Source organism: Pseudomonas sp. GM60, assembly GCF_000282415.1.
Taxonomy (GTDB): domain Bacteria; phylum Pseudomonadota; class Gammaproteobacteria; order Pseudomonadales; family Pseudomonadaceae; genus Aquipseudomonas; species Aquipseudomonas migulae.
Genome location: NZ_AKJI01000119.1, coordinates 1 through 18,021, shown reverse-complemented (window position 1 = coordinate 18,021; position 18,021 = coordinate 1). Strand labels below are relative to the sequence as shown.

The 18,021-nt window shown below is 61.7% G+C and carries 23 protein-coding genes; 15 read left to right on the top strand and 8 right to left on the bottom strand.

The window, feature by feature from the left end:
- The first annotated feature begins 218 nt into the window (after positions 1-218).
- Positions 219-1,103 (top strand): sugar nucleotide-binding protein, encoded by an 885-nt coding sequence (locus tag PMI32_RS04200; protein WP_032829110.1) that lies wholly within the window; start codon positions 219-221, stop codon positions 1,101-1,103.
- Positions 1,096-2,025 carry a UDP-N-acetylglucosamine epimerase PgnE gene (gene pgnE / locus PMI32_RS04205; RefSeq protein ID WP_008033769.1) on the top strand — a complete coding sequence of 310 codons (930 nt, stop codon included), beginning with the start codon at positions 1,096-1,098 and terminating at the stop codon, positions 2,023-2,025. Before PMI32_RS04200 ends, pgnE begins: the two co-directional genes overlap by 8 nt.
- A 74-nt stretch (positions 2,026-2,099) precedes the next feature.
- Here the strand turns inward: pgnE and PMI32_RS04210 are convergent, their stop codons facing one another.
- The 5 genes from PMI32_RS04210 to PMI32_RS04230 all read right to left on the bottom strand — a co-directional run bounded on the left by PMI32_RS04210 (position 2,100) and on the right by PMI32_RS04230 (position 6,237).
- Positions 2,100-2,798 carry an OmpW/AlkL family protein gene (locus tag PMI32_RS04210; RefSeq protein ID WP_008033766.1) on the bottom strand — a complete coding sequence of 233 codons (699 nt, stop codon included), beginning with the start codon at positions 2,796-2,798 and terminating at the stop codon, positions 2,100-2,102.
- Positions 2,799-3,019: 221 nt separating this feature from the next.
- Complete coding sequence (locus PMI32_RS04215; RefSeq protein WP_032829112.1) at positions 3,020-3,538, bottom strand: DUF3299 domain-containing protein; 519 nt, start codon at positions 3,536-3,538, stop codon at positions 3,020-3,022.
- An 11-nt stretch (positions 3,539-3,549) separates the two neighbouring features.
- A complete protein-coding gene (locus PMI32_RS04220; protein ID WP_008033758.1) occupies positions 3,550-4,815 on the bottom strand; it encodes an ABC transporter permease in 1,266 nt (421 codons plus the stop codon).
- Position 4,816: 1 nt separating this feature from the next.
- Entirely contained in the window at positions 4,817-5,527 is a 711-nt protein-coding gene (locus PMI32_RS04225) for an ABC transporter ATP-binding protein (protein ID WP_008033756.1), read from the bottom strand.
- Positions 5,528-5,658: 131 nt separating this feature from the next.
- A complete protein-coding gene (locus tag PMI32_RS04230) occupies positions 5,659-6,237 on the bottom strand; it encodes a DUF2796 domain-containing protein (protein WP_008033755.1) in 579 nt (192 codons plus the stop codon).
- 135 nt (positions 6,238-6,372) lie between these two features.
- On the opposite strand from PMI32_RS04230, the gene PMI32_RS04235 reads away from it, so the two are divergent.
- Complete coding sequence (locus tag PMI32_RS04235; RefSeq protein WP_008033753.1) at positions 6,373-6,711, top strand: hypothetical protein; 339 nt, start codon at positions 6,373-6,375, stop codon at positions 6,709-6,711.
- A gap of 105 nt (positions 6,712-6,816) precedes the next feature.
- On the opposite strand, the gene trxA is transcribed toward PMI32_RS04235, so the two are convergent.
- From trxA to PMI32_RS04250, 3 genes are all read right to left on the bottom strand, one after another.
- On the bottom strand, positions 6,817-7,689 hold the full coding sequence (trxA, locus tag PMI32_RS04240; RefSeq protein WP_008033751.1) for a thioredoxin: 873 nt from the start codon (positions 7,687-7,689) through the stop codon (positions 6,817-6,819).
- 186 nt (positions 7,690-7,875) lie between these two features.
- Positions 7,876-8,532: a class I SAM-dependent methyltransferase gene (locus PMI32_RS04245; RefSeq protein WP_008033750.1), complete on the bottom strand. Its 657-nt coding sequence runs from the start codon at positions 8,530-8,532 to the stop codon at positions 7,876-7,878.
- A complete protein-coding gene (locus PMI32_RS04250; protein ID WP_032829111.1) occupies positions 8,529-8,993 on the bottom strand; it encodes a YbaY family lipoprotein in 465 nt (154 codons plus the stop codon). Before PMI32_RS04250 ends, PMI32_RS04245 begins: the two co-directional genes overlap by 4 nt.
- A gap of 128 nt (positions 8,994-9,121) precedes the next feature.
- On the opposite strand from PMI32_RS04250, the gene nrdR reads away from it, so the two are divergent.
- From nrdR to PMI32_RS04310, 12 genes are all read left to right on the top strand, one after another.
- The gene (gene nrdR / locus PMI32_RS04255) at positions 9,122-9,586 is read left to right on the top strand and encodes a transcriptional regulator NrdR (protein WP_003228656.1); all 465 of its coding nucleotides are present in this window, start codon (positions 9,122-9,124) and stop codon (positions 9,584-9,586) included.
- Positions 9,583-10,716 carry a bifunctional diaminohydroxyphosphoribosylaminopyrimidine deaminase/5-amino-6-(5-phosphoribosylamino)uracil reductase RibD gene (gene ribD / locus PMI32_RS04260; RefSeq protein WP_008033747.1) on the top strand — a complete coding sequence of 378 codons (1,134 nt, stop codon included), beginning with the start codon at positions 9,583-9,585 and terminating at the stop codon, positions 10,714-10,716. The genes nrdR and ribD overlap by 4 nt, the downstream gene beginning before the upstream one ends.
- Before the next feature lie 46 nt (positions 10,717-10,762).
- Positions 10,763-11,425, top strand: coding sequence for a riboflavin synthase (locus PMI32_RS04265; protein ID WP_008033746.1), 663 nt, complete (start codon positions 10,763-10,765; stop codon positions 11,423-11,425).
- A 16-nt stretch (positions 11,426-11,441) separates the two neighbouring features.
- On the top strand, positions 11,442-12,533 hold the full coding sequence (ribBA, locus tag PMI32_RS04270; protein WP_008033745.1) for a bifunctional 3,4-dihydroxy-2-butanone-4-phosphate synthase/GTP cyclohydrolase II: 1,092 nt from the start codon (positions 11,442-11,444) through the stop codon (positions 12,531-12,533).
- 91 nt (positions 12,534-12,624) lie between these two features.
- Positions 12,625-13,101, top strand: a complete 477-nt coding sequence (ribH, locus tag PMI32_RS04275) for a 6,7-dimethyl-8-ribityllumazine synthase (protein ID WP_003228649.1) — start codon at positions 12,625-12,627, stop codon at positions 13,099-13,101.
- On the top strand, positions 13,098-13,598 hold the full coding sequence (nusB, locus tag PMI32_RS04280) for a transcription antitermination factor NusB (RefSeq protein WP_008033741.1): 501 nt from the start codon (positions 13,098-13,100) through the stop codon (positions 13,596-13,598). The genes ribH and nusB overlap by 4 nt, the downstream gene beginning before the upstream one ends.
- 27 nt (positions 13,599-13,625) lie before the next feature.
- Positions 13,626-14,591, top strand: coding sequence for a thiamine-phosphate kinase (thiL, locus tag PMI32_RS04285; protein WP_008033737.1), 966 nt, complete (start codon positions 13,626-13,628; stop codon positions 14,589-14,591).
- Complete coding sequence (locus PMI32_RS04290) at positions 14,588-15,091, top strand: phosphatidylglycerophosphatase A family protein (RefSeq protein ID WP_008033735.1); 504 nt, start codon at positions 14,588-14,590, stop codon at positions 15,089-15,091. The genes thiL and PMI32_RS04290 overlap by 4 nt, the downstream gene beginning before the upstream one ends.
- 21 nt (positions 15,092-15,112) lie before the next feature.
- Positions 15,113-15,850: a substrate-binding periplasmic protein gene (locus PMI32_RS04295; RefSeq protein WP_008033732.1), complete on the top strand. Its 738-nt coding sequence runs from the start codon at positions 15,113-15,115 to the stop codon at positions 15,848-15,850.
- A 251-nt stretch (positions 15,851-16,101) separates the two neighbouring features.
- On the top strand, positions 16,102-16,719 hold the full coding sequence (gene ribA / locus PMI32_RS04300) for a GTP cyclohydrolase II (RefSeq protein ID WP_008033730.1): 618 nt from the start codon (positions 16,102-16,104) through the stop codon (positions 16,717-16,719).
- Positions 16,716-17,135, top strand: a complete 420-nt coding sequence (locus tag PMI32_RS04305; protein ID WP_008033728.1) for a hypothetical protein — start codon at positions 16,716-16,718, stop codon at positions 17,133-17,135. The genes ribA and PMI32_RS04305 overlap by 4 nt, the downstream gene beginning before the upstream one ends.
- Positions 17,135-17,935: a cobalamin-binding protein gene (locus PMI32_RS04310; RefSeq protein ID WP_008033727.1), complete on the top strand. Its 801-nt coding sequence runs from the start codon at positions 17,135-17,137 to the stop codon at positions 17,933-17,935. The genes PMI32_RS04305 and PMI32_RS04310 overlap by 1 nt, the downstream gene beginning before the upstream one ends.
- Positions 17,936-18,021 lie beyond the last annotated feature (86 nt).

Here is an 18,021-nt window from a genome sequence, read left to right as displayed (position 1 = left end):
GCCTCGCTCCTACAGGGGGAGGCGGTGCTCTTGTAGGAGCGAGGCTTGCCCGCGAAGAGGCCCGAAGCAACACCACAAATCCCGGAGATCTACACTTTACGGATGACGGTTGCGCACTAAACCCGCAAAATGCAACGATTCCGGCAACTATCGACGGCACCGCCCGCGAGCGGTGCCGATAAAGCCATTGATCCAATCAGACTGGGCCTGCTGACTCTATGCGAATGCGCCTTATGTTACTGGGCGGCGGAAATGCCCTTGGGCAGGCGCTGATTCGCCTCGGTGCGGAGGAAGACATCGGTTTCCTCGCCCCCCGCCCACCGCAAGACGGCTGGGATGCCGCGAGCCTGACGCAACTGCTCGACGACACGCGCCCGGACGCGTTGATCAACCTCGCCTACTACTTCGACTGGTTCCAGGCGGAGACGGTCAGCGAATCGCGTCTGGCCGGGCAAGAGCGTGCAATCGAGCGTCTGGCCGAACTGTGCCAGCATCACAACATCGTTCTGCTGCAACCCTCGAGCTATCGGGTGTTCGACGGCTCGCGGGCGACCGCCTACAGCGAAAAAGACGAACCGGTGCCGCTGGGCCTGCGTGGTCAGGCCTTGTGGCGCATCGAGCAAAGCGTGCGCGCGACCTGCCCGCAGCATGTGCTGCTGCGGTTCGGCTGGCTGCTCGATGACAGCCCCGACGGCACCCTCGGGCGTTTCCTGTCCCGTGCCGAAAAACCGGAAGAACTGTTGATGGCCGATGACCGTCGCGGCAACCCGACGCCGGTCGACGATGCAGCCCGGGTGATCATTTCGGTACTCAAGCAACTCGATTGCGCGGCACCACTGTGGGGTACCTACCACTACGCCGGGCACGAGGCGACCACGCCGCTGGCGCTAGGGCAGGCGATTCTCACCGAAGCCCGCGCACTGCATCCGCTGGCCATCGAAGCGCCGACCGCCCAGGCTCACGCCGCACGCCCGGACGCTGCCGAAGAGCCGCAACACGCGGTGCTGGCCTGCAAGAAAATCCTTCACACCTTCGGGATCAAGCCCCGCGCCTGGCGTGCGGCACTCCCTGGCTTACTGGACAGGTTCTATCGCCATGGCTGACGGCCCTGTTTTAATCACCGGCGGCGCGGGTTTCATTGGCTCGCACCTGACCGACGCCTTGCTCGCCAAGGGCCATTCGGTACGGATTCTCGACGACCTGTCCACCGGCAAACGCAGCAACCTGGCGCTGGATAATCCTCGCGTCGAGCTGATAGTCGGCGACGTCGCCGATGCCGCCCTGGTCGCTCGCGCAATGGCCGGTTGCAGTGCGGTCGCGCACCTGGCGGCCGTGGCGTCGGTGCAGGCTTCGGTGGATGATCCGGTGAAGACTCACCAGAGCAATTTCATCGGTTCGCTGAATGTCTGCGAAGCCATGCGCCAGAGCGGCGTCAAACGTGTGCTGTTTGCCTCCAGCGCAGCGGTCTACGGCAACAATGGCGAAGGCCAGTCGATCGACGAAGACACGCCCAAGGAACCGCTGACGCCGTATGCGTCGGACAAGTTGGCCAGTGAACATTACTTCGATTTCTACCGTCGCCAGCATGCGCTGGAACCGGTGATTTTCCGCTTCTTCAACATCTTCGGCCCGCGCCAGGATCCGTCCTCGCCGTACTCCGGGGTGATCAGCATTTTCAGCGAGCGCGCGCAAAACGGCCTGCCGATCACCGTGTTTGGCGATGGCGAGCAGACGCGGGATTTTGTTTACGTCGAAGATCTGGTCGATGTGCTGGTGCAAGCCATCGAAAAACCGCAGGTTGAAGTCGGTGCGGTCAATGTCGGCTGGAACCAGGCGACCACGCTCAAGCAAATGCTGGAAGCTTTGAAAGTGGCGGTCGGTGAACTGCCGCCAGTGAGCTACGGCCCGGCGCGTTCGGGTGATATCCGCCATTCGCGGGCGAACAATCAGCGACTGCTGGAGCGGTTTTCCTGCCCGGCTCAGACGCCGATGAGTGTCGGCCTGGCGCGGTTGTTGGCGCGCTGAGTTTTTCGCCAGCAAGAAAAAGGCGCCTGTGAAGGCGCCTTTTTTTGCAGCTCGTTCCCACCACGTGAACGATTTTAGAACTTGTAACCCAGGCCTACCATGTAGATGAACGGGTCCACGTCGACATCGACCTTGGCACGGGTGCCTTGTGCCACGGCGTTGTTTTCCACGGTGGCGGTGGTATCGATGTCGATGTAACGCACTTGGGCGTTGAGCATGATGTTGTCGGTGATCATGTAGTCAGCACCGACCTGAAACGCCATGCCCCAGGAGTTATCAGCCTTGAAGTTGCTGAAGCCATTGGCGCTGGCCTCGCTGCCGACGTGCTCGTCGTAGATCCAGGTGTAGTTGATACCGGCGCCAACGTACGGTTGGAATGCAGACTTGCCGTCCAGTGGGTAGTAGACAATGCTCAACGTCGGCGGCAGGTGTTTCAGGCTGCCGAGTTTGCCGTTCGCCGCGCCGAGGGCTGTGCCTTTGAGCTTCACGTCATGTTCGAATGGCGTGGCTGCGAGCAGCTCGATGCCCCAGTGGCTGTCGAGCATGTAAGCGAAGTTCAGACCCAGTTGCGTGTCGCTGCTCATGGTGGCCTTGCCACCCAGATCGGCGCCGGCCAACGGACCTTGATCGACCTTGACGTTGGAGCTGTCGGCTTTCGGGTTGACGGTGATTGCACCGGCACGAAGGAGGATGTCGCCGGCTTCGTGGGCATGGGCGAGCGGGGCTGCGAGCGCGAGGGCAAACAGCGAGGCGCTGAGCAAAGACTTGTGCATGGAGGCTCCAGAGGACGTTGAAAATGTTCGATGTCCAATGGTACGGAGCGGTCTGGTCCGGTCTTTTGACTCAGCTCAATGAAACGGTGATGGCACTAATTTTTGCGGAACCATTGAGGACGCCTTCGCGGGCAAGCCTCGCTCCTACAGTTAGCGCAGGACCTGTGGGAGCGGGCTTGCTCGCGAAGGCGTCCTTCAAATCAACACATGACTACCGGGATTCACTCCGGCAATTCATAGATATAAATCTTGTCCGCCTCCATCTGATACCCGGCATCCGCCAACTCACTGGTCGACGCTTTAACCTGCAACGCCCCCTCTATCCAATAAGGCTGATACAGCTCGTCCAGCTTCACGCCGACTTCGCTTTTCACATGCACGATCTGGTTCGACGGCGGTGGCGGCACATGGATGCAGGCGCCGAAATACGGCACCAGCAGAAACTCCGTAGTGCGGCCTTCTTCGCTCACTTCCAGCGGCACGATGTAGCCCGGCAGGCGGATGCTCTGACCGTCGAGGCTCTTCACTACCGGCGCATTGGGCATGTCCTGTTTGGCGGCTGGCGCCGACTCGGCGGACAGCGCGCTGCCCATCTGCGAGAGGTCGTGCAGGGGTGTCATGTTCGGCACTTCCGGTGCGGCGTCCGGCGGGATCATTTCCGACCAGGTCAGTTCTTTCGGCTCGGCGGCCCACAGCGGCAAGGCGACCAGCATCAACAGCGCAAGCAGAGCGCGGGGCATCATTAACGTCCTCATAGTCGGATCGACAGGCCATCGGCCAGGGATTGGCGATACGCGCGCCACGCCGGCACGCTGCCCATCAGCAGCGCGGCGATCAGGATGCCACCGAGCAGCGTCCATTCATATTCGCTGGGCCACGCCAGCGGCAGAAACAGACCGTAATTGGCCTGCACGTAGCCTTGTGCAGCGGCGATGCCCACATAAAGCAGGGCCACGCCGGCGATCACGCCTGACAGCGCCAGGGCAAACGCCTCCAGCACCAGCAACGTCGCGATATGCCATGGCCGCGCGCCCACCGAGCGCAGAATCGCCATCTCGCGCCGACGTTCATTGAGGCTGGTGAGGATCGCCGTGAGCATGCCGATCAACCCGGTCAGCACCACAAACAGCGAGACCACGAACAAGGCTTTTTCTGCGGTGCTCATCAAACTCCACAACTCTTGCAGCGCCACGCCCGGCAGGATCGCCAGCATCGGTTCGCCACGGAATTCGTTGATTTCGCGCTGCAGGGCAAAGGTCGAAATCTTGCTGTTGAGGCCCAGCATGAACGCGGTGATCGCTTGCGGCGTCAGGTCCATGTTGCGTGCCTGATCAGCACTGATCCGACCGTTGCCGCGCGCCGGCACGCCGTTGTGCCAGTCGATGTGAATCGCTTCCATGCCGCCGAGGCTGATGTGCAATGTACGGTCCACCGGTGTGCCGGTGCGTTTGAGAATGCCGACCACCGTGAACGGTTTGTCGTCGTGCTTGACCAGGCTGATCACCGCCACGCCGTGGGCCAGCACCAGTTTGTCGCCGAGTTTGTAGTGCAGTGCATCGGCCACTTCGGCGCCGAGCACCACTTCGAACGGATCGGTGGCGAAGGCGCGACCGTCAGCCAGTTCCAGGTGTTGTTGATGACCGTACTGGTAATGCTCGAAGTACGCCTCGGTGGTGCCCATCACCCGATAACCGCGATGGGAATCGCCCAGCGACATCGGGATCGCCCACTTCACTTTCGGGTTGTTGGCGAAGTGCTCGAAGCTGTCCCAGCGGATGTTGTTGGTGGCATTGCCGATGCGGAACACCGAGTACAGCAGCAGGTTCACTGAACCGGAGCGGGCGCCGACGATCAGGTCGGTGCCGCTGATGGTGCTGGCAAAACTGGCCTTGGCTTCGGTGCGCACGCGCTCCACGGCCAACAGCAGGCAGACCGATAGGGCGATGGCGAACGCGGTCAGGATCGCGGTGAAGCGGCGGTTAGCCAGGCTGGCCATGGCTAGACGAAACAAATACATCTCAAACCTCTGCAGGCGTGGCGGCGCGATTGAGTTCGGCCAGCGACAGGTTGCGATCGAACAGCGGCGCAAGGCTTTGGTCGTGGCTGACGAACAACAGGCTCGACCCGGCTTCGCGGCATTCGGCGAACAACAGGCGAATGAAGTTTTCGCGGGCGTCGTAATCCAGCGCAGAAGTCGGTTCGTCGGCGATCACCAGTTCCGGCTGACCGATCAACGCACGGGCGGCGGCGACGCGTTGCTGTTGGCCGATGGACAGCGAATCGGCACGGCGACCGAGGATGCTTTCATCCTTCAAACCCAAATGTGCGAGCAAGGTTGCCGCCGCCTGATCGACGCTGCCATGGCGCTGGATCGCCCGTTCGGCGCGCAGCCTGGAGAAGTGGCAGGGCAGCTCGACGTTCTCGCGCACCGAGAGAAACGGCAGCAGGTTGAACTGCTGGAAGATGTAGCCGGTGTGATCGACGCGAAAGCGATCACGCGCGCCGGCACCGAGTTCGGTCAGTTCCTGGCCGAGCAGGCGAATGCTGCCGCGATCGGGCTTTTGCACGCCACCGAGCAGGCCGAGCAGGGTGGTCTTGCCGCTGCCGCTGGGGCCTTTGAGGAACAGGGTTTCACCCGGTTCCAGGCGAAAGGCCGGGATGTCCAGCAGCGGCGGGTGGCCGGGCCAGCTGAAGCCCAGGTCGGACAGTTCGATGAGTGCTTGGGTCATAACACCGGTTTCATGAATGCAGATGACCTGTAGGAGCCGGCTTGCTGGCGATGCGTTCGCCGCGGTCCTTGGATGAGACCGCGTTATCGTTCATCGCCAGCAAGCCGGCTCCTACAGGGGGCGGTGGTGGATCAGAATTTCAGGGCGGCCGCCTTGGCCGTCACTTCTACCCCTTGCTGCCCGCTCGGGCTGATCAGTTGTACCTGAATTTTCTGGGTCGCCGGGAACGTGTTGAAAAGGTTTGCCAGATCCAGGGTTTTCAGTGCGCCCGGCGTTGCGCAGGTGAACTGGTAGTGAGCGTGGATTTCGCTGTGGTCGTGGTGATGCTCGTCTTTGGCATCGTCGTCATGATCATCATCGGCATCCGGCTTGTCACCGAACAGCGGGCTTTCCAGTTCCTGAGTCGCGACCACGCAACCCGCCGCTTTCGGCAGGTTGAACAGGGCCAGCGGTTTTTCAAGTTGCGCACGGGCGGCGACGACTTTGGCTTTGTCGGCGTCAGTGGTGGCCGCATGTTCGAAACCCACCAGGTTCATCGCCGGGCTTTCCAGTTCCAGCTCCAGGGTCTGACCGTCCAGCGCTGCGTTCAGGCGACCGACACCATGTTCGTGGGCACCGAGGCTGCCGTGTTCATGGTCATGCTCATCGGCGGCATGGGCGATGGCCAGCGGCAACAGGGCAAACGGCAAAGCGAGCAGCAGACGGCGCATGGCGGGTCTCCGAAAAGTAAAATGAAGAATTTGTTATGTAATCTTATAACGTAAGTGCGGGGAGTTTGACCGGCTACTTGGCGTTGCACAAGTCCCATGGGAGCATGCAGGTCAGAAATGTGCGGGAGCGAAACCATGTTGCGTATACGCGGAAGCATCGGCGACTGGCCGGTGGATTTGACCCTGGAGATGGATGACGCTGACTGGGCGCGGCTCGGCGCGCAGGTGCAGGTGGTCAAGCCAGAGGTCAGTGCAGCGCCGGCCAAACCGGTGAATCAGGATGATGCGCAGTGGCAGGTCGCAAAGGATCTGCTGCGCAAGGCCGGGCAACTGAGCGGGCCGGATTTGCTGGAGCAATTGGAAGGTTTGACTGGCAGCGCAGCGTCGGGCAAGCGCCTGCTGGTGCGGTTGCGGCATAGCGCGGAAGTGAAGGTGGAGAGTGGCGGTGATACGCCGCTGTATCGCTGGCTGTAGAAATGCGTTGTTTGTGCGGCCGCCATCGCCGGCAAGCCGGCTCCTACAGGTTCGTGCAAATCCTGTAGGAGCCAGCTTGCTGGCGATGAACGAAAACGCGGTCTATCAGTACAACGCAGCAAACAACTTGCGGCGATACGTGGTCACCAATGGGTGATCATTGCCCAGCAATTCGAACACTTGCAGCAACGTCTTGTGCGGCAAGCCTTCGCTGTAGCTGCGGTTACGCACGAACAGCTTGAGCAATGCATCCAGCGCCGCGTCGTACTGCTGACGGGCCAGTTGCTGGATCGCCAGTTGATACACCGCTTCATCGTCCTGCGGATTCTTTGCCAGGCGCGCTTTCAAGTCGGCGGCATCCGGCAAGTCCTTGGCCTGGCCGAGAAACTGGATCTGCGCTTTTGCACCGGCCAATGCAGCCTTGTGCTCATCGCTTTTCACCGCGTCGAGCACGATCTGCGCTTCACCCAGCTCACCCCGTTCTGTCAGGCAACGGGCATACAGAATCAGCGCTTTGGCGTTGGTGTTGTCTTCGCCCAGCAGCACTTTGAGAATGGCTTCTGCGTCGGCGAAACGGCTCTCGTCAAACAGCGCCTGAGCCTGTTCGAACGGATCAGCCGCCGCCGGTGGCGGCATTTGTACGTGAGGCTCGAGCATGGTGCGGACGGCGGATTCCGGCTGCGCACCGGCAAAACCGTCCACTGGCTGGCCATCCTTGAACAACACCACGGTCGGCAAGCTGCGGATGCCGAAGCGAGCGACGATGTCTTGTTCCAGATCGCAGTTGACCTTGGCCAGCAGCAACTCGCCCTGATAGCTCTCTGCGATGGTCTGCAGCATCGGCATCAGCACTTTGCAGGGCGCACACCATTCGGCCCAGAAATCCACCAGCACCGGTTTGTGGAAAGAGTTCTCGATCACCGACTGGTCGAAATCGGCAGTCGTGGCGTCGAAGATGTACGGCGTTTGCTGACTCATGGGGGATCTCGTAAAAGCGTGAATGGGGCAACTATACGGCTTGGCGGGGGGTGGCTGAAAGTGTGCGCAGTCTGACAGATGGCCTTCGCGGGCAAGTCGGATCGCCGCACCGCTCGCTCCTACAGGTTTAGTGCCGCTCTCAATAACGACGCGGACCTGTAGGAGCGAGGCTTGCCCGCGAAGCTTTTAAGCGCGCCGCGCGTGATACAGGCTCACATACCGAAACTCTTCAGGCTCGGCCAGATCCGGCAAGGTCATCGCTTCGAGCATTTCGATGCGTTGATACAACGGATGACGAAAATCCCTCACCCGCGAATCCGCCACCAGCGCTTCCCGGCCGCGACTCAAAAACTCATCGAGCAGCGGCAGATTCTCCCGGTCGTACAGCACATCGGCCACCAGGATCAGATCAAAGCGATCCGCCTCGGCGAAAAAGTCCGTCGAGTAATTCAGTTCCACTTCATTGAGTTCGGCATTCGCCCGACAGGCGGCAATCGCCAGCGGGTCCAGGTCACACGCCACCACTTCCAGCGCCCCGGCCTTTACCGCGGCAATCCCCGCGACGCCGGAACCGGCACCAAAATCCAGCACGCGCTTGCCTTTGACCCACTCGGGAAATTCAGCGAGGTAGCGGGCCATCGACAACCCGCTGGCCCAGCAGAAACTCCAGTACGGCGGTTCATGCAGAATCCGCCGGGTTTCTTCCGGGCTGAAGGCGCGGTCCATGTTGTCGCCGTCGATCAGCCAGAGTTTCAGGGAGGTATCGGGCAAGGCGACCGGGACAAGCTGTGCATCGCCCAGTAACTCCCCCAACGCCTGTTGCAGGTCGAGCGGTGCAATCATGGCGCTTTGACGAATTGCAGTTGACCCAGGGCCTGGGTCGTCGGCTGGGTGATGACTTGCGACGGCAGGTGCAAAATCAGCTGGCCGGACTGGCTGGCGCGGCCCCGCAGTTCCACGCGGGCACCGGCCGGAAACGAATCCGGGTTGAAGCGCAGGTGAAACGGCAATACTTGATTGGTGCCGATCAGGCTGGAGCTGGCGAGCAATTGTTGCGGGCGATCCTTGTCATCGATCACCAGCAGCGCCAATTCGACTTCGGCACCGGCCGGCACGCCTTGCAGGGTGCCGCTCAATTCACGCTGATAAGCGGGCAACGGACCGAGGTTGGCGGACTCGCGGGCTTTTTTCTGCGCCGCCTGTGGAGCGGGGCCGGGCGTTGGCGGCTGGGGCTTGGGTGCATCGCTGCTGCAGGCCACCAACAGGCTGAAAAGGCTGAGCAATACGAGCGGTCTGAGTGACATTTGCGGCTCCAGCAAGGTGAAATCCATGGATCATTCTCTATAGCCAGTCTGTATACCGCAAACCCTATGGCTTGTCTTGCCACCGGGATGCGCTACCATGGCCCTCCCTTTTTTTGTTGCCTGCCACCATGCACTGTCCCTTCTGCGGTGCCAACGACACCAAGGTCATCGACTCGCGTCTGGTCGCCGAGGGCGAACAGGTGCGCCGCCGGCGCGAATGCCTGGCCTGCGGCGAGCGTTTCACGACGTTCGAAACCGCTGAACTGGTGTTGCCGCGCCTGATCAAAACCGACGGCAGTCGCCAGCCGTTCGACGAAGAAAAACTCCGCGCCGGCATGCAGCGTGCGCTGGAGAAGCGCCCGGTGAGTGTCGAGCGCCTCGAATCGTCGCTGGTGCACATCAAACACAAGCTGCGCGCCACCGGCGAGCGCGAGGTCAAGTCCCTCGTGGTCGGTGAACTGGTGATGGCCGAGCTGCAAAAGCTCGATGAAGTCGCCTACATTCGTTTCGCCTCCGTGTATCGGCGCTTCCAGGACCTCAACGAGTTCCGCGAAGAGATCGATCGCCTGGCCCGTGAGCCGGTGAAAGAATGACCACCTCCACAGAGCTTGCCATCCTCGACGCCCATTACATGGCTCGCGCCCTGGAACTGGCGCGCAAAGGCCATTACACGACGCATCCCAACCCGCGTGTTGGCTGCGTGATCGTGAAGGACGGGCAGATTGTCGGCGAAGGCTGGCACGAGCGCACCGGCGAACCCCACGCCGAAGTCCACGCGCTGCGCGCTGCGGGCGACAAGGCCCGTGGTGCCACCGCTTACGTGACCCTCGAACCGTGCAGCCACCACGGCCGCACGCCGCCTTGCGCCGATGCGCTGGTGAATGCCGGCCTCGCACGCGTCGTCGCGGCGATGCAGGACCCGAACCCGTCGGTGGCCGGTCGTGGCATGCAGCGTCTGGCTCAGGCTGGCATTGCCATCGAAAGCGGTGTGCTGGAAGGCGAGGCGCGCAAGCTCAATCAAGGCTTCCTTAAGCGCATGGAACACGGCTTGCCGTTCGTGCGGGTCAAGTTGGCCATGAGCCTCGACGGTCGCACGGCGATGGAAAGCGGCGAGAGCCAATGGATCACCGGCCCGGCCGCACGTTCGGCGGTACAACGCCTGCGCGCCCAGGCCAGCGTGGTGCTGACCGGCGCCGACACGGTGCTGGCGGATAACGCCCGTTTGACCGTGCGCGCTGACGAGTTGGGGCTGGACGCCGAGCAAACCGCATTGGCAATGAGCCGTCCGCCGCTGCGCGTTTTAATCGATGGCCGCCTGCGCGTGCCGCTGGATGCGCCATTCTTCAAGGCCGGCCCGGCGCTGGTCGCCACCTGCATGGCGATTGAAGAACAATACGCCAACGGCCCGGAATGCCTGATCGTGGCCGGCGACGATGGCTTGGTTGACCTGCGCAAGTTGCTGGTCGAACTGGCCAATCGCGGCGTCAACGAAGTGCTGGTCGAGGCCGGTCCGCGTCTGGCCGGGGCCTTTGCCCAGCAAGGTCTGGTGGACGAATTCCAGATTTTCATCGCCGGCAAGTTCCTGGGCTCTTCGGCCCGACCATTGCTCGACTGGCCGCTGGCGCAGATGAAAGACGCGCCCGAGCTCAAAATCACTGAAATCCGCGCGGTTGGCGATGACTGGCGAGTCATTGCCATTCCTGCGCCATCGGCGAGCGTATAATTCCGGGCCTGCGCCACGCGACGGCCCTGTTCTCGAGGAGGACTTCATGTTTACCGGCATCATCGAATCCATCGGCAGTATTCGTGCATTGACCCCAAAAGGCGGAGATGTGCGGGTCCATGTAGAAACCGGCAAGCTCGATCTGAGCGACGTCAAACTGGGCGACAGCATCGCGGTCAACGGCGTGTGCCTGACGGCCGTTGAGCTGCCAGGCAACGGCTTTGCCGCGGACGTCAGTCGCGAAACCCTCGACTGCACCGCCATGAACGACCTGAAAAGCGGCAGCCCGGTCAATCTGGAAAAAGCCCTGACCCCGACCACTCGCCTCGGCGGGCACCTGGTCAGCGGTCACGTCGATGGCGTGGGCGAAGTGGTTGCCCGCACCGAGAACGCACGTGCCGTGGAATTCCGCATCCGTGCACCGAAAGAACTGGCCAAGTACATCGCCCACAAAGGCTCGATCACCGTCGACGGCACCAGCCTGACCGTGAACGCGGTCGATGGCGCCGAGTTCCTGCTGACGATCATTCCGCACACCCTGAGCGAAACCATCATGGCGTCGTACCAGCCGGGTCGCCGGGTGAATCTGGAAGTGGACTTGCTGGCCCGTTACCTGGAGCGTCTGTTGCTGGGCGACAAGGCCGCAGAGCCAACCTCCAGTAACATTACCGAAAGCTTTCTGGCCGCCAACGGCTACCTCAAATCCTGACCCAAGGGGGTGCCTTGTGGCGCTCAATAGCATCGAAGAACTGGTTGAAGACATCCGCCAAGGCAAGATGGTCATCCTCATGGATGACGAAGACCGCGAGAACGAAGGCGACCTGATCATGGCCGCCGAGTGCTGCCAGGCCGAACACATCAATTTCATGGCCAAGCACGCCCGTGGCCTGATCTGCATGCCGATGAGCCGCGAGCGCTGCGAAACGCTGAAGCTGCCATTGATGGCGCCACGCAACGGTTCCGGTTTCGGCACCAAGTTCACCGTGTCCATCGAAGCGGCCACCGGCGTGACCACCGGCATCTCCGCCGCCGACCGTGCGCGCACCGTGCAGGCCGCTGCCGCGAAAGATGCCAAGGCTGAAGACATCGTCAGCCCCGGCCACATCTTCCCGCTGATGGCCCAGGCCGGTGGCACCCTGGCTCGCGCCGGCCACACTGAAGCTGCCTGCGACCTCGCGCGCATGGCCGGTTTCGAGCCGAGCGGCGTGATCTGCGAAGTGATGAACGACGACGGCACCATGTCCCGTCGCGCCGAACTGGAAGCTTTCGCCGCCGAGCACAACATCAAGATCGGCACCATCGCCGACCTTATCCACTACCGGATGATCCACGAACGTACCGTTCAGCGGATTGCCGAGCAGCCTCTGGACAGCGAACTGGGCCAATTCAATCTGGTGACCTATCGTGATTCCGTGGAAGGCGACGTGCACATGGCCCTGACCCTGGGCACCGTGTGCGCCGAAGAACCGACCCTGGTTCGCGTGCATAACATGGACCCGCTGCGCGACCTGTTGATGGTCAAGCAACCGGGCCGCTGGAGCCTGCGCGCCGCCATGGCCGCGGTTGCCGAGGCTGGCAGCGGCGTGGTGCTGTTGCTCGGTCACCCGCTCGATGGCGACGTGTTGCTGGCGCACATCCGCGAAACCGCCGATCACGCAGCCGTGAAAAAACCGACCACCTACAGCATCGTCGGTGCCGGTTCGCAGATCCTTCGGGACCTGGGCGTGCGCAAAATGCGCCTGATGTCTGCGCCAATGAAATTTAATGCGATATCCGGTTTCGATCTGGAAGTTGTAGAATACGTGCCCTCCGAATAATGACCGGTTGTTCCCGGCCTTGTATTCGCGGTTCAAATATCACTGAGGGACGCGTAGAAGACGCGTCCCGGCTCTTTAAGAGAACTAACGAATGACCCTGAAGACCATCGAAGGTACCTTCATCGCCCCTAAAGGCCGCTACGCTTTGGTAGTGGGCCGTTTCAACAGCTTCGTTGTTGAAAGCCTGGTCAGCGGTGCAGTTGATGCCCTGGTTCGCCATGGCGTGAGCGAAAGCGACATCACCATCATCCGCGCACCTGGCGCCTTCGAAATCCCGCTGGTTGCGCAGAAAGTCGCTCAGAAGGGCGAGTTCGCAGCCATCATCGCTCTGGGCGCGGTCATTCGTGGCGGTACTCCGCACTTCGAATACGTGGCGGGCGAATGCACCAAGGGCCTGGCCCAGGTGTCCATGGAGTTCGGCGTTCCGGTTGCCTTCGGCGTCCTGACCGTTGATTCCATTGAGCAAGCCATCGAACGTTCCGGCACCAAGGCCGGTAACAAAGGTGCCGAAGCTGCCCTGTCCGCTCTGGAAATGGTCAGCCTGCTGGCGCAGTTGGAGGCCAAGTGATTAGCGACGAAAGCGATCGTTTCAACCCGCGCGATCCAAAGCCTGCGGATGCCGGCAAGCCATCGAAAAGCGTCAAGCGTCGCGAAGCCCGTCAGCTCGCGACTCAGGCGCTGTACCAATGGCACATGGCCAAGCAATCGCTGAACGAGATCGAAGCGCAGTTCCGGGTCGATAACGATTTCAGCGATGTCGACGGTGCCTACTTCCGTGAAATCCTGCATGGGGTTCCGGCGCAGAAGGACAAGATCGACGCAGCACTCAAGCCTTGCCTGGACCTGACCATCGAAGAGCTGGACCCGGTTGAACTGGCGGTATTGCGCCTGTCCACCTGGGAACTGCTCGAGCGCGTCGATGTGCCTTACCGCGTTGTGATCAACGAAGGTATCGAACTGGCGAAAGTCTTCGGTTCCACCGACGGCCACAAGTTCGTCAACGGTGTACTCGACAAGCTGGCCCCGCGTCTGCGTGAAGCTGAAGTGAAGGCGTTCAAGCGCTGATTGGCGCTTGAACTCTTTGTCTCAGCCATGGGCGAGTTTGAGCTGATCCGCAATTTCTTCGCCGCCGCGCCTTGTGCGCAGGGCGGCGAAGGCGTTGCCCTGGGGATCGGCGATGACTGCGCCTTGCTCGCTGTTCCCCCCGGGGAGCAGCTGGCTATTTCCACCGACACGCTCGTGGCCGGTGTGCATTTCGCAGACCCCTGCGACCCGTTTCTGCTCGGTCAGCGTTCGCTGGCCGTGGCCGTCAGCGATCTGGCGGCCATGGGCGCCACCCCCGTTGCCTTTACCCTTGCCCTGACCTTGCCGACGGTAACCGCGGATTGGCTGGACGCCTATGCCCGTGGTTTGAACCGCATGGCGCAGAACTGTGGTGTCGCGCTGGTGGGGGGCGACACTACCCGTGGGCCGCTGAGCCTGACCATGACCGTGTTCGGGCGTGCGCCAAGTGGTTTGGCGTTGACCCGCAGCGGTGCGCAACCAGGCGACCTGATGTGTGTCGGCGGTGAGCTGGGCAACGCCGCCGGTGCCTTGCCGCTGGTGCTCGGTCAGCGCACGGCTGAAGCCGCCATCGCCGATCCGCTGCTGGCGCATTACTGGTCGCCACAACCGCAACTCGCGCTGGGCCAGGCGTTGCGCGGTAAAGCCACTTCGGCGCTGGACATCTCCGATGGCTTGCTCGCCGACTGCGGGCACATCGCGCTCGCTTCGAGGGTCGGCATTCAGGTTGAGCGGGACCGCTTGCCGCTGTCGAAGGCCTTAGTGGCCTTCCTCGGTCAATCGGGCGCCGAAAACGCCGCCCTGAGCGGTGGTGACGATTACGTACTGGCCTTCACCTTACCGTCCGTCGAGTTGCCGGGGTTGCTGGCAGATGGCTGGCCAATCCATGTGATCGGGCGCGTGGTCACGGGGCAGGGCGTTGTGCTGCTGGATGCCGCCGGACAAGACATCACCCCGCAAGCACGGGGCTATCAACATTTTCGGGAGACACCGTGACAGATCATCCCAAACAGGTTCCGGCGGAATTCGTACCGCCGTCGGTCTGGCGCAATCCCTGGCATTTCCTGGCGTTCGGCTTCGGCTCGGGCACCTTGCCAAAGGCACCGGGCACCTGGGGTTCGTTAGTTGCGCTACCCTTTATTCCGTTGTGGCAGATGCTGCCCGACTGGGGTTACTGGCTGATGTTGGGCATCACCATGCTGTTCGGCTTCTGGTTGTGCGGCAAAGTGGCCGACGATTTGCGGGTGCACGACCACGAAGGCATCGTCTGGGACGAAATGGTCGGGATGTGGATCACCCTGTGGCTGGTGCCGGAAGGCTGGTACTGGTTGCTCGCGGGTTTTCTGGTGTTCCGCTTCTTCGACATCCTCAAGCCGTGGCCGATTCACTGGATTGACCGGCATGTGCACGGCGGTGTCGGGATCATGCTCGACGACGTATTGGCCGGAGTGTTCGCGTGGCTGGCGATGCAGGGGCTGGTATGGATTTTCGCCTGAGTGGCGGAACAGGGAACTAGGATGGCTCGACGCTGGTTGGCTGTGATGGGTTTCGCACTGTTTGCTTCGCTCGCCCAGGCGGGGGAGGCAATGACAACGCCATCGGTGATTCATCTGGCCAGCGAAGACTGGGAAGACTACACCGCCGCCGATGGCCATGGCCTGGGTTGGGACGTGTTGCGCGAAGTCTTCGAACCGGTCGGCGTCAAACTGGATATCAGGACCGAACCTTACATTCGCGCCATCGGCCTGGCGCAGCGTGGCGAAGTGGACGCCTGTGTCGGTGGTTATCGGGATGACGTCAGCGATCTGCTGTATCCGCGCTGGAATTACGACACTGATCACATCTACGCCCTGGGGCTGGCCAGCAATCCGGCGCCCACGCCGCAAACGCTGGGCAACTATCGGCTGGCCTGGGTCCGGGGTTACGACTTCCAGGACTACCTGCCCAACGTACGTCGCTATAACGAGGTGATGCGGCGCACCGGCATTCTGTCGATGCTGACCCACAACCGTGCCGACTACTACATCGACGCGCTGACCGAGGTGGATTACGTGCTCCGCTGGACCAAGGATCCGTCCCAGTTCCGGCGCACGCACATCGCGGAATTGCCGCTGTACCTGTGCTTTGCCAATACGCCCAAGGCACGAAAACTGATGGCGCTGTTCGACCAGCGAATGGACGTGCTGGTCAAAAACGGCCAGTTGAAACCGATTTTCGAACGCTGGAAACAGCCGTATCCGTTTGACCCGAATTGAACACAATTTCGCGGCACACCGCGAACATTGTAGGAGCCGGCTTGCTGGCGATGGCGTCCATTCAGGCGATAAATATGTAGGCTGAACCTCCGCTATCGCCAGCAAGCCGGCTCCTACAGGTGTTGTTGCGCATTCGGTGATCAAACTTTTAGATCGTTATGCTCCATAATTCAGCCTAAGCGTCTGTAGGAACCTGCTGTTACAATGCCGCGTCTGCGAATCTCCAGTACTTATTGATCAGGAGCACACCGGTGCCTGTCGTTTTTGTCGCCGCTTCCAAGCTGCCAACGCCTTTTGCGCAATTCACCATGCATGGCTTTCTCGATGAAGAGAACGGGCGCGAGCACGTTGTACTGAGCCTCGGTGAGTTCGACGACGGTGCCCCGGTACTCGGCCGCTTGCACTCTGAATGCCTGACCGGCGATGCCTTGTTCAGTCAGCGCTGCGACTGCGGCTCGCAACTCGAGGCTGCCTTGCAGGCCATCGCCCGCGAAGGCCGTGGCGTATTGCTGTATTTGCGTCAGGAAGGCCGTGGCATTGGCCTGCTGAACAAAATCCGCGCCTATGAATTGCAGGATGGCGGCGCCGACACCGTTGAAGCCAACGAGCGTCTGGGCTTCGCCGCCGACCAGCGCGACTACGCCATGTGCCTGCCGATGCTTGAGCACCTGGGTGTGAAATCCCTGCGCCTGATGACCAACAACCCGCGCAAGGTCAAAGCCTTGACCGACATGGGTATCGTCGTCGCCGAGCGCGTGCCGCTGCACACTGGCCACAATCCGCACAACAAACTCTACCTGGCCACCAAGGCCAGCAAGCTCGACCACATGATGGGCAACGAGCATCAGGGTGAGGTAGACCGGGCGTGACCCGCGGTCAAGTGCGTCGCCGACTGTCCGTCAGCTGGTGGCAATACCTGGCGCTGGCCCTGCTGCCGCTGTTCGTGATCAACGGCGTGTTTGGCCAGGGCGAGGCGATCCTGCCGGTGCTGGCGATGCCGCTGTTCATCGCCGGTGTGGCCTCGATGTTTGTCAGCCTGAAGTTTTTCGGTGGCTACAAACACGCACTGATCGCCACCCAGAAAGCCCTCGATACCCCTGAAGAGCCCGCCGCGTGGATTGTCCTGGCTGCCAAGCGTCGTACAGCGTTTCTGGCCGCTGGTTTACCGGCCTGGATCGGCGCGTTGGCTGTTTTCGTGGGGCTTGAAGCGGTGCCGTTGGTGCTGTTGGCGTTGTCGACCACGGTGCTGTTCTACCTCTACCGTATCCCGCGTCAACTCGGCTGATGCGCCGCATCGGGCTGGCGGTTTTGCTGCTGGTCGTCAGCAGCCTGACCTCTGCAGTCGAGCGCGTCGTCAGCCTCGCGCCGTCTCTCTCCGAAATCGTCGTTGAGCTGGGTTCTGCAGATCTTCTGGTCGGCGTACTGGATGCCGGTGATCGTCCTGCTGAACTCAAAGACCTGCCTTCCGTTGGCCGTTACGGCCAGTTGGACATGGAGCGGTTGCTCAGCCTCAAACCCGATTTGTTGCTGCTCTGGCCCGGTAGCGTCGGCTCAGCCCAGCGTGAGCAACTCAAGCGCTTGAACATCCCCACGTACGTCGCCGACCCCCACACTCTTGACCAACTGACCGCGCAAATCGAGGCGATTGCCACGCAGCTCGGCCGGCCCGAGCGAGGCGCGGCATTGGCCAGCGACCTGCGTCAGCGCCTCGATGCACTGCGCCAGCGCTATCGGCGGGACGAACCGTTGCGGGTGTTTTATCAGGTCTGGGATCGTCCGCTGTACACCGTCGGTGGTGGGCAGATCATCAGCGATGCGCTGGACGTGTGCGGCGCGCGCAATGTGTTTACCGACCTGACATTGCCAGCGCCGCAAGTCAGCGTGGAGGCGGTGTTGCAGCGTAATCCCGAGGTGATTCTGGCCAGTGATCAGGCGCAGCTGGAGGCGTGGATGGCGTGGCCGCAAGTGGCGGCGGTGGCGCAGGGGCGATTGCGGTTGGTGACGGATAAGGGGTTGGAGCGGCCGAGTGGGCAGATGATCGAGGCAACGGCCAAGCTCTGCCAATTGATAGCGCCCGATCGTTAAACCGCGGCGCCACCTTCGCGGGCAAGCCTCGCTCCTACAGAGGATCACGGTGCTTTGTAGGAGCGAGGCTTGCCCGCGAAGAGGCC

Excerpts from the sequence above, each read along its gene's own strand:
- PMI32_RS04200 (WP_032829110.1), top strand. The coding sequence starts at position 219 with ATGCGAATGCGCCTTATGTTACTGGGCGGCGGAAATGCCCTTGGGCAG.
- pgnE (WP_008033769.1), top strand. The coding sequence starts at position 1,096 with ATGGCTGACGGCCCTGTTTTAATCACCGGCGGCGCGGGTTTCATTGGC.
- PMI32_RS04210 (WP_008033766.1), bottom strand. The coding sequence starts at position 2,798 with ATGCACAAGTCTTTGCTCAGCGCCTCGCTGTTTGCCCTCGCGCTCGCA.
- PMI32_RS04215 (WP_032829112.1), bottom strand. The coding sequence starts at position 3,538 with ATGCCCCGCGCTCTGCTTGCGCTGTTGATGCTGGTCGCCTTGCCGCTG.
- PMI32_RS04220 (WP_008033758.1), bottom strand. The coding sequence starts at position 4,815 with ATGTATTTGTTTCGTCTAGCCATGGCCAGCCTGGCTAACCGCCGCTTC.
- PMI32_RS04225 (WP_008033756.1), bottom strand. The coding sequence starts at position 5,527 with ATGACCCAAGCACTCATCGAACTGTCCGACCTGGGCTTCAGCTGGCCC.
- PMI32_RS04230 (WP_008033755.1), bottom strand. The coding sequence starts at position 6,237 with ATGCGCCGTCTGCTGCTCGCTTTGCCGTTTGCCCTGTTGCCGCTGGCC.
- PMI32_RS04235 (WP_008033753.1), top strand. The coding sequence starts at position 6,373 with ATGTTGCGTATACGCGGAAGCATCGGCGACTGGCCGGTGGATTTGACC.
- trxA (WP_008033751.1), bottom strand. The coding sequence starts at position 7,689 with ATGAGTCAGCAAACGCCGTACATCTTCGACGCCACGACTGCCGATTTC.
- PMI32_RS04245 (WP_008033750.1), bottom strand. The coding sequence starts at position 8,532 with ATGATTGCACCGCTCGACCTGCAACAGGCGTTGGGGGAGTTACTGGGC.
- PMI32_RS04250 (WP_032829111.1), bottom strand. The coding sequence starts at position 8,993 with ATGTCACTCAGACCGCTCGTATTGCTCAGCCTTTTCAGCCTGTTGGTG.
- nrdR (WP_003228656.1), top strand. The coding sequence starts at position 9,122 with ATGCACTGTCCCTTCTGCGGTGCCAACGACACCAAGGTCATCGACTCG.
- ribD (WP_008033747.1), top strand. The coding sequence starts at position 9,583 with ATGACCACCTCCACAGAGCTTGCCATCCTCGACGCCCATTACATGGCT.
- PMI32_RS04265 (WP_008033746.1), top strand. The coding sequence starts at position 10,763 with ATGTTTACCGGCATCATCGAATCCATCGGCAGTATTCGTGCATTGACC.
- ribH (WP_003228649.1), top strand. The coding sequence starts at position 12,625 with ATGACCCTGAAGACCATCGAAGGTACCTTCATCGCCCCTAAAGGCCGC.
- thiL (WP_008033737.1), top strand. The coding sequence starts at position 13,626 with ATGGGCGAGTTTGAGCTGATCCGCAATTTCTTCGCCGCCGCGCCTTGT.
- PMI32_RS04295 (WP_008033732.1), top strand. The coding sequence starts at position 15,113 with ATGGCTCGACGCTGGTTGGCTGTGATGGGTTTCGCACTGTTTGCTTCG.
- PMI32_RS04310 (WP_008033727.1), top strand. The coding sequence starts at position 17,135 with ATGCGCCGCATCGGGCTGGCGGTTTTGCTGCTGGTCGTCAGCAGCCTG.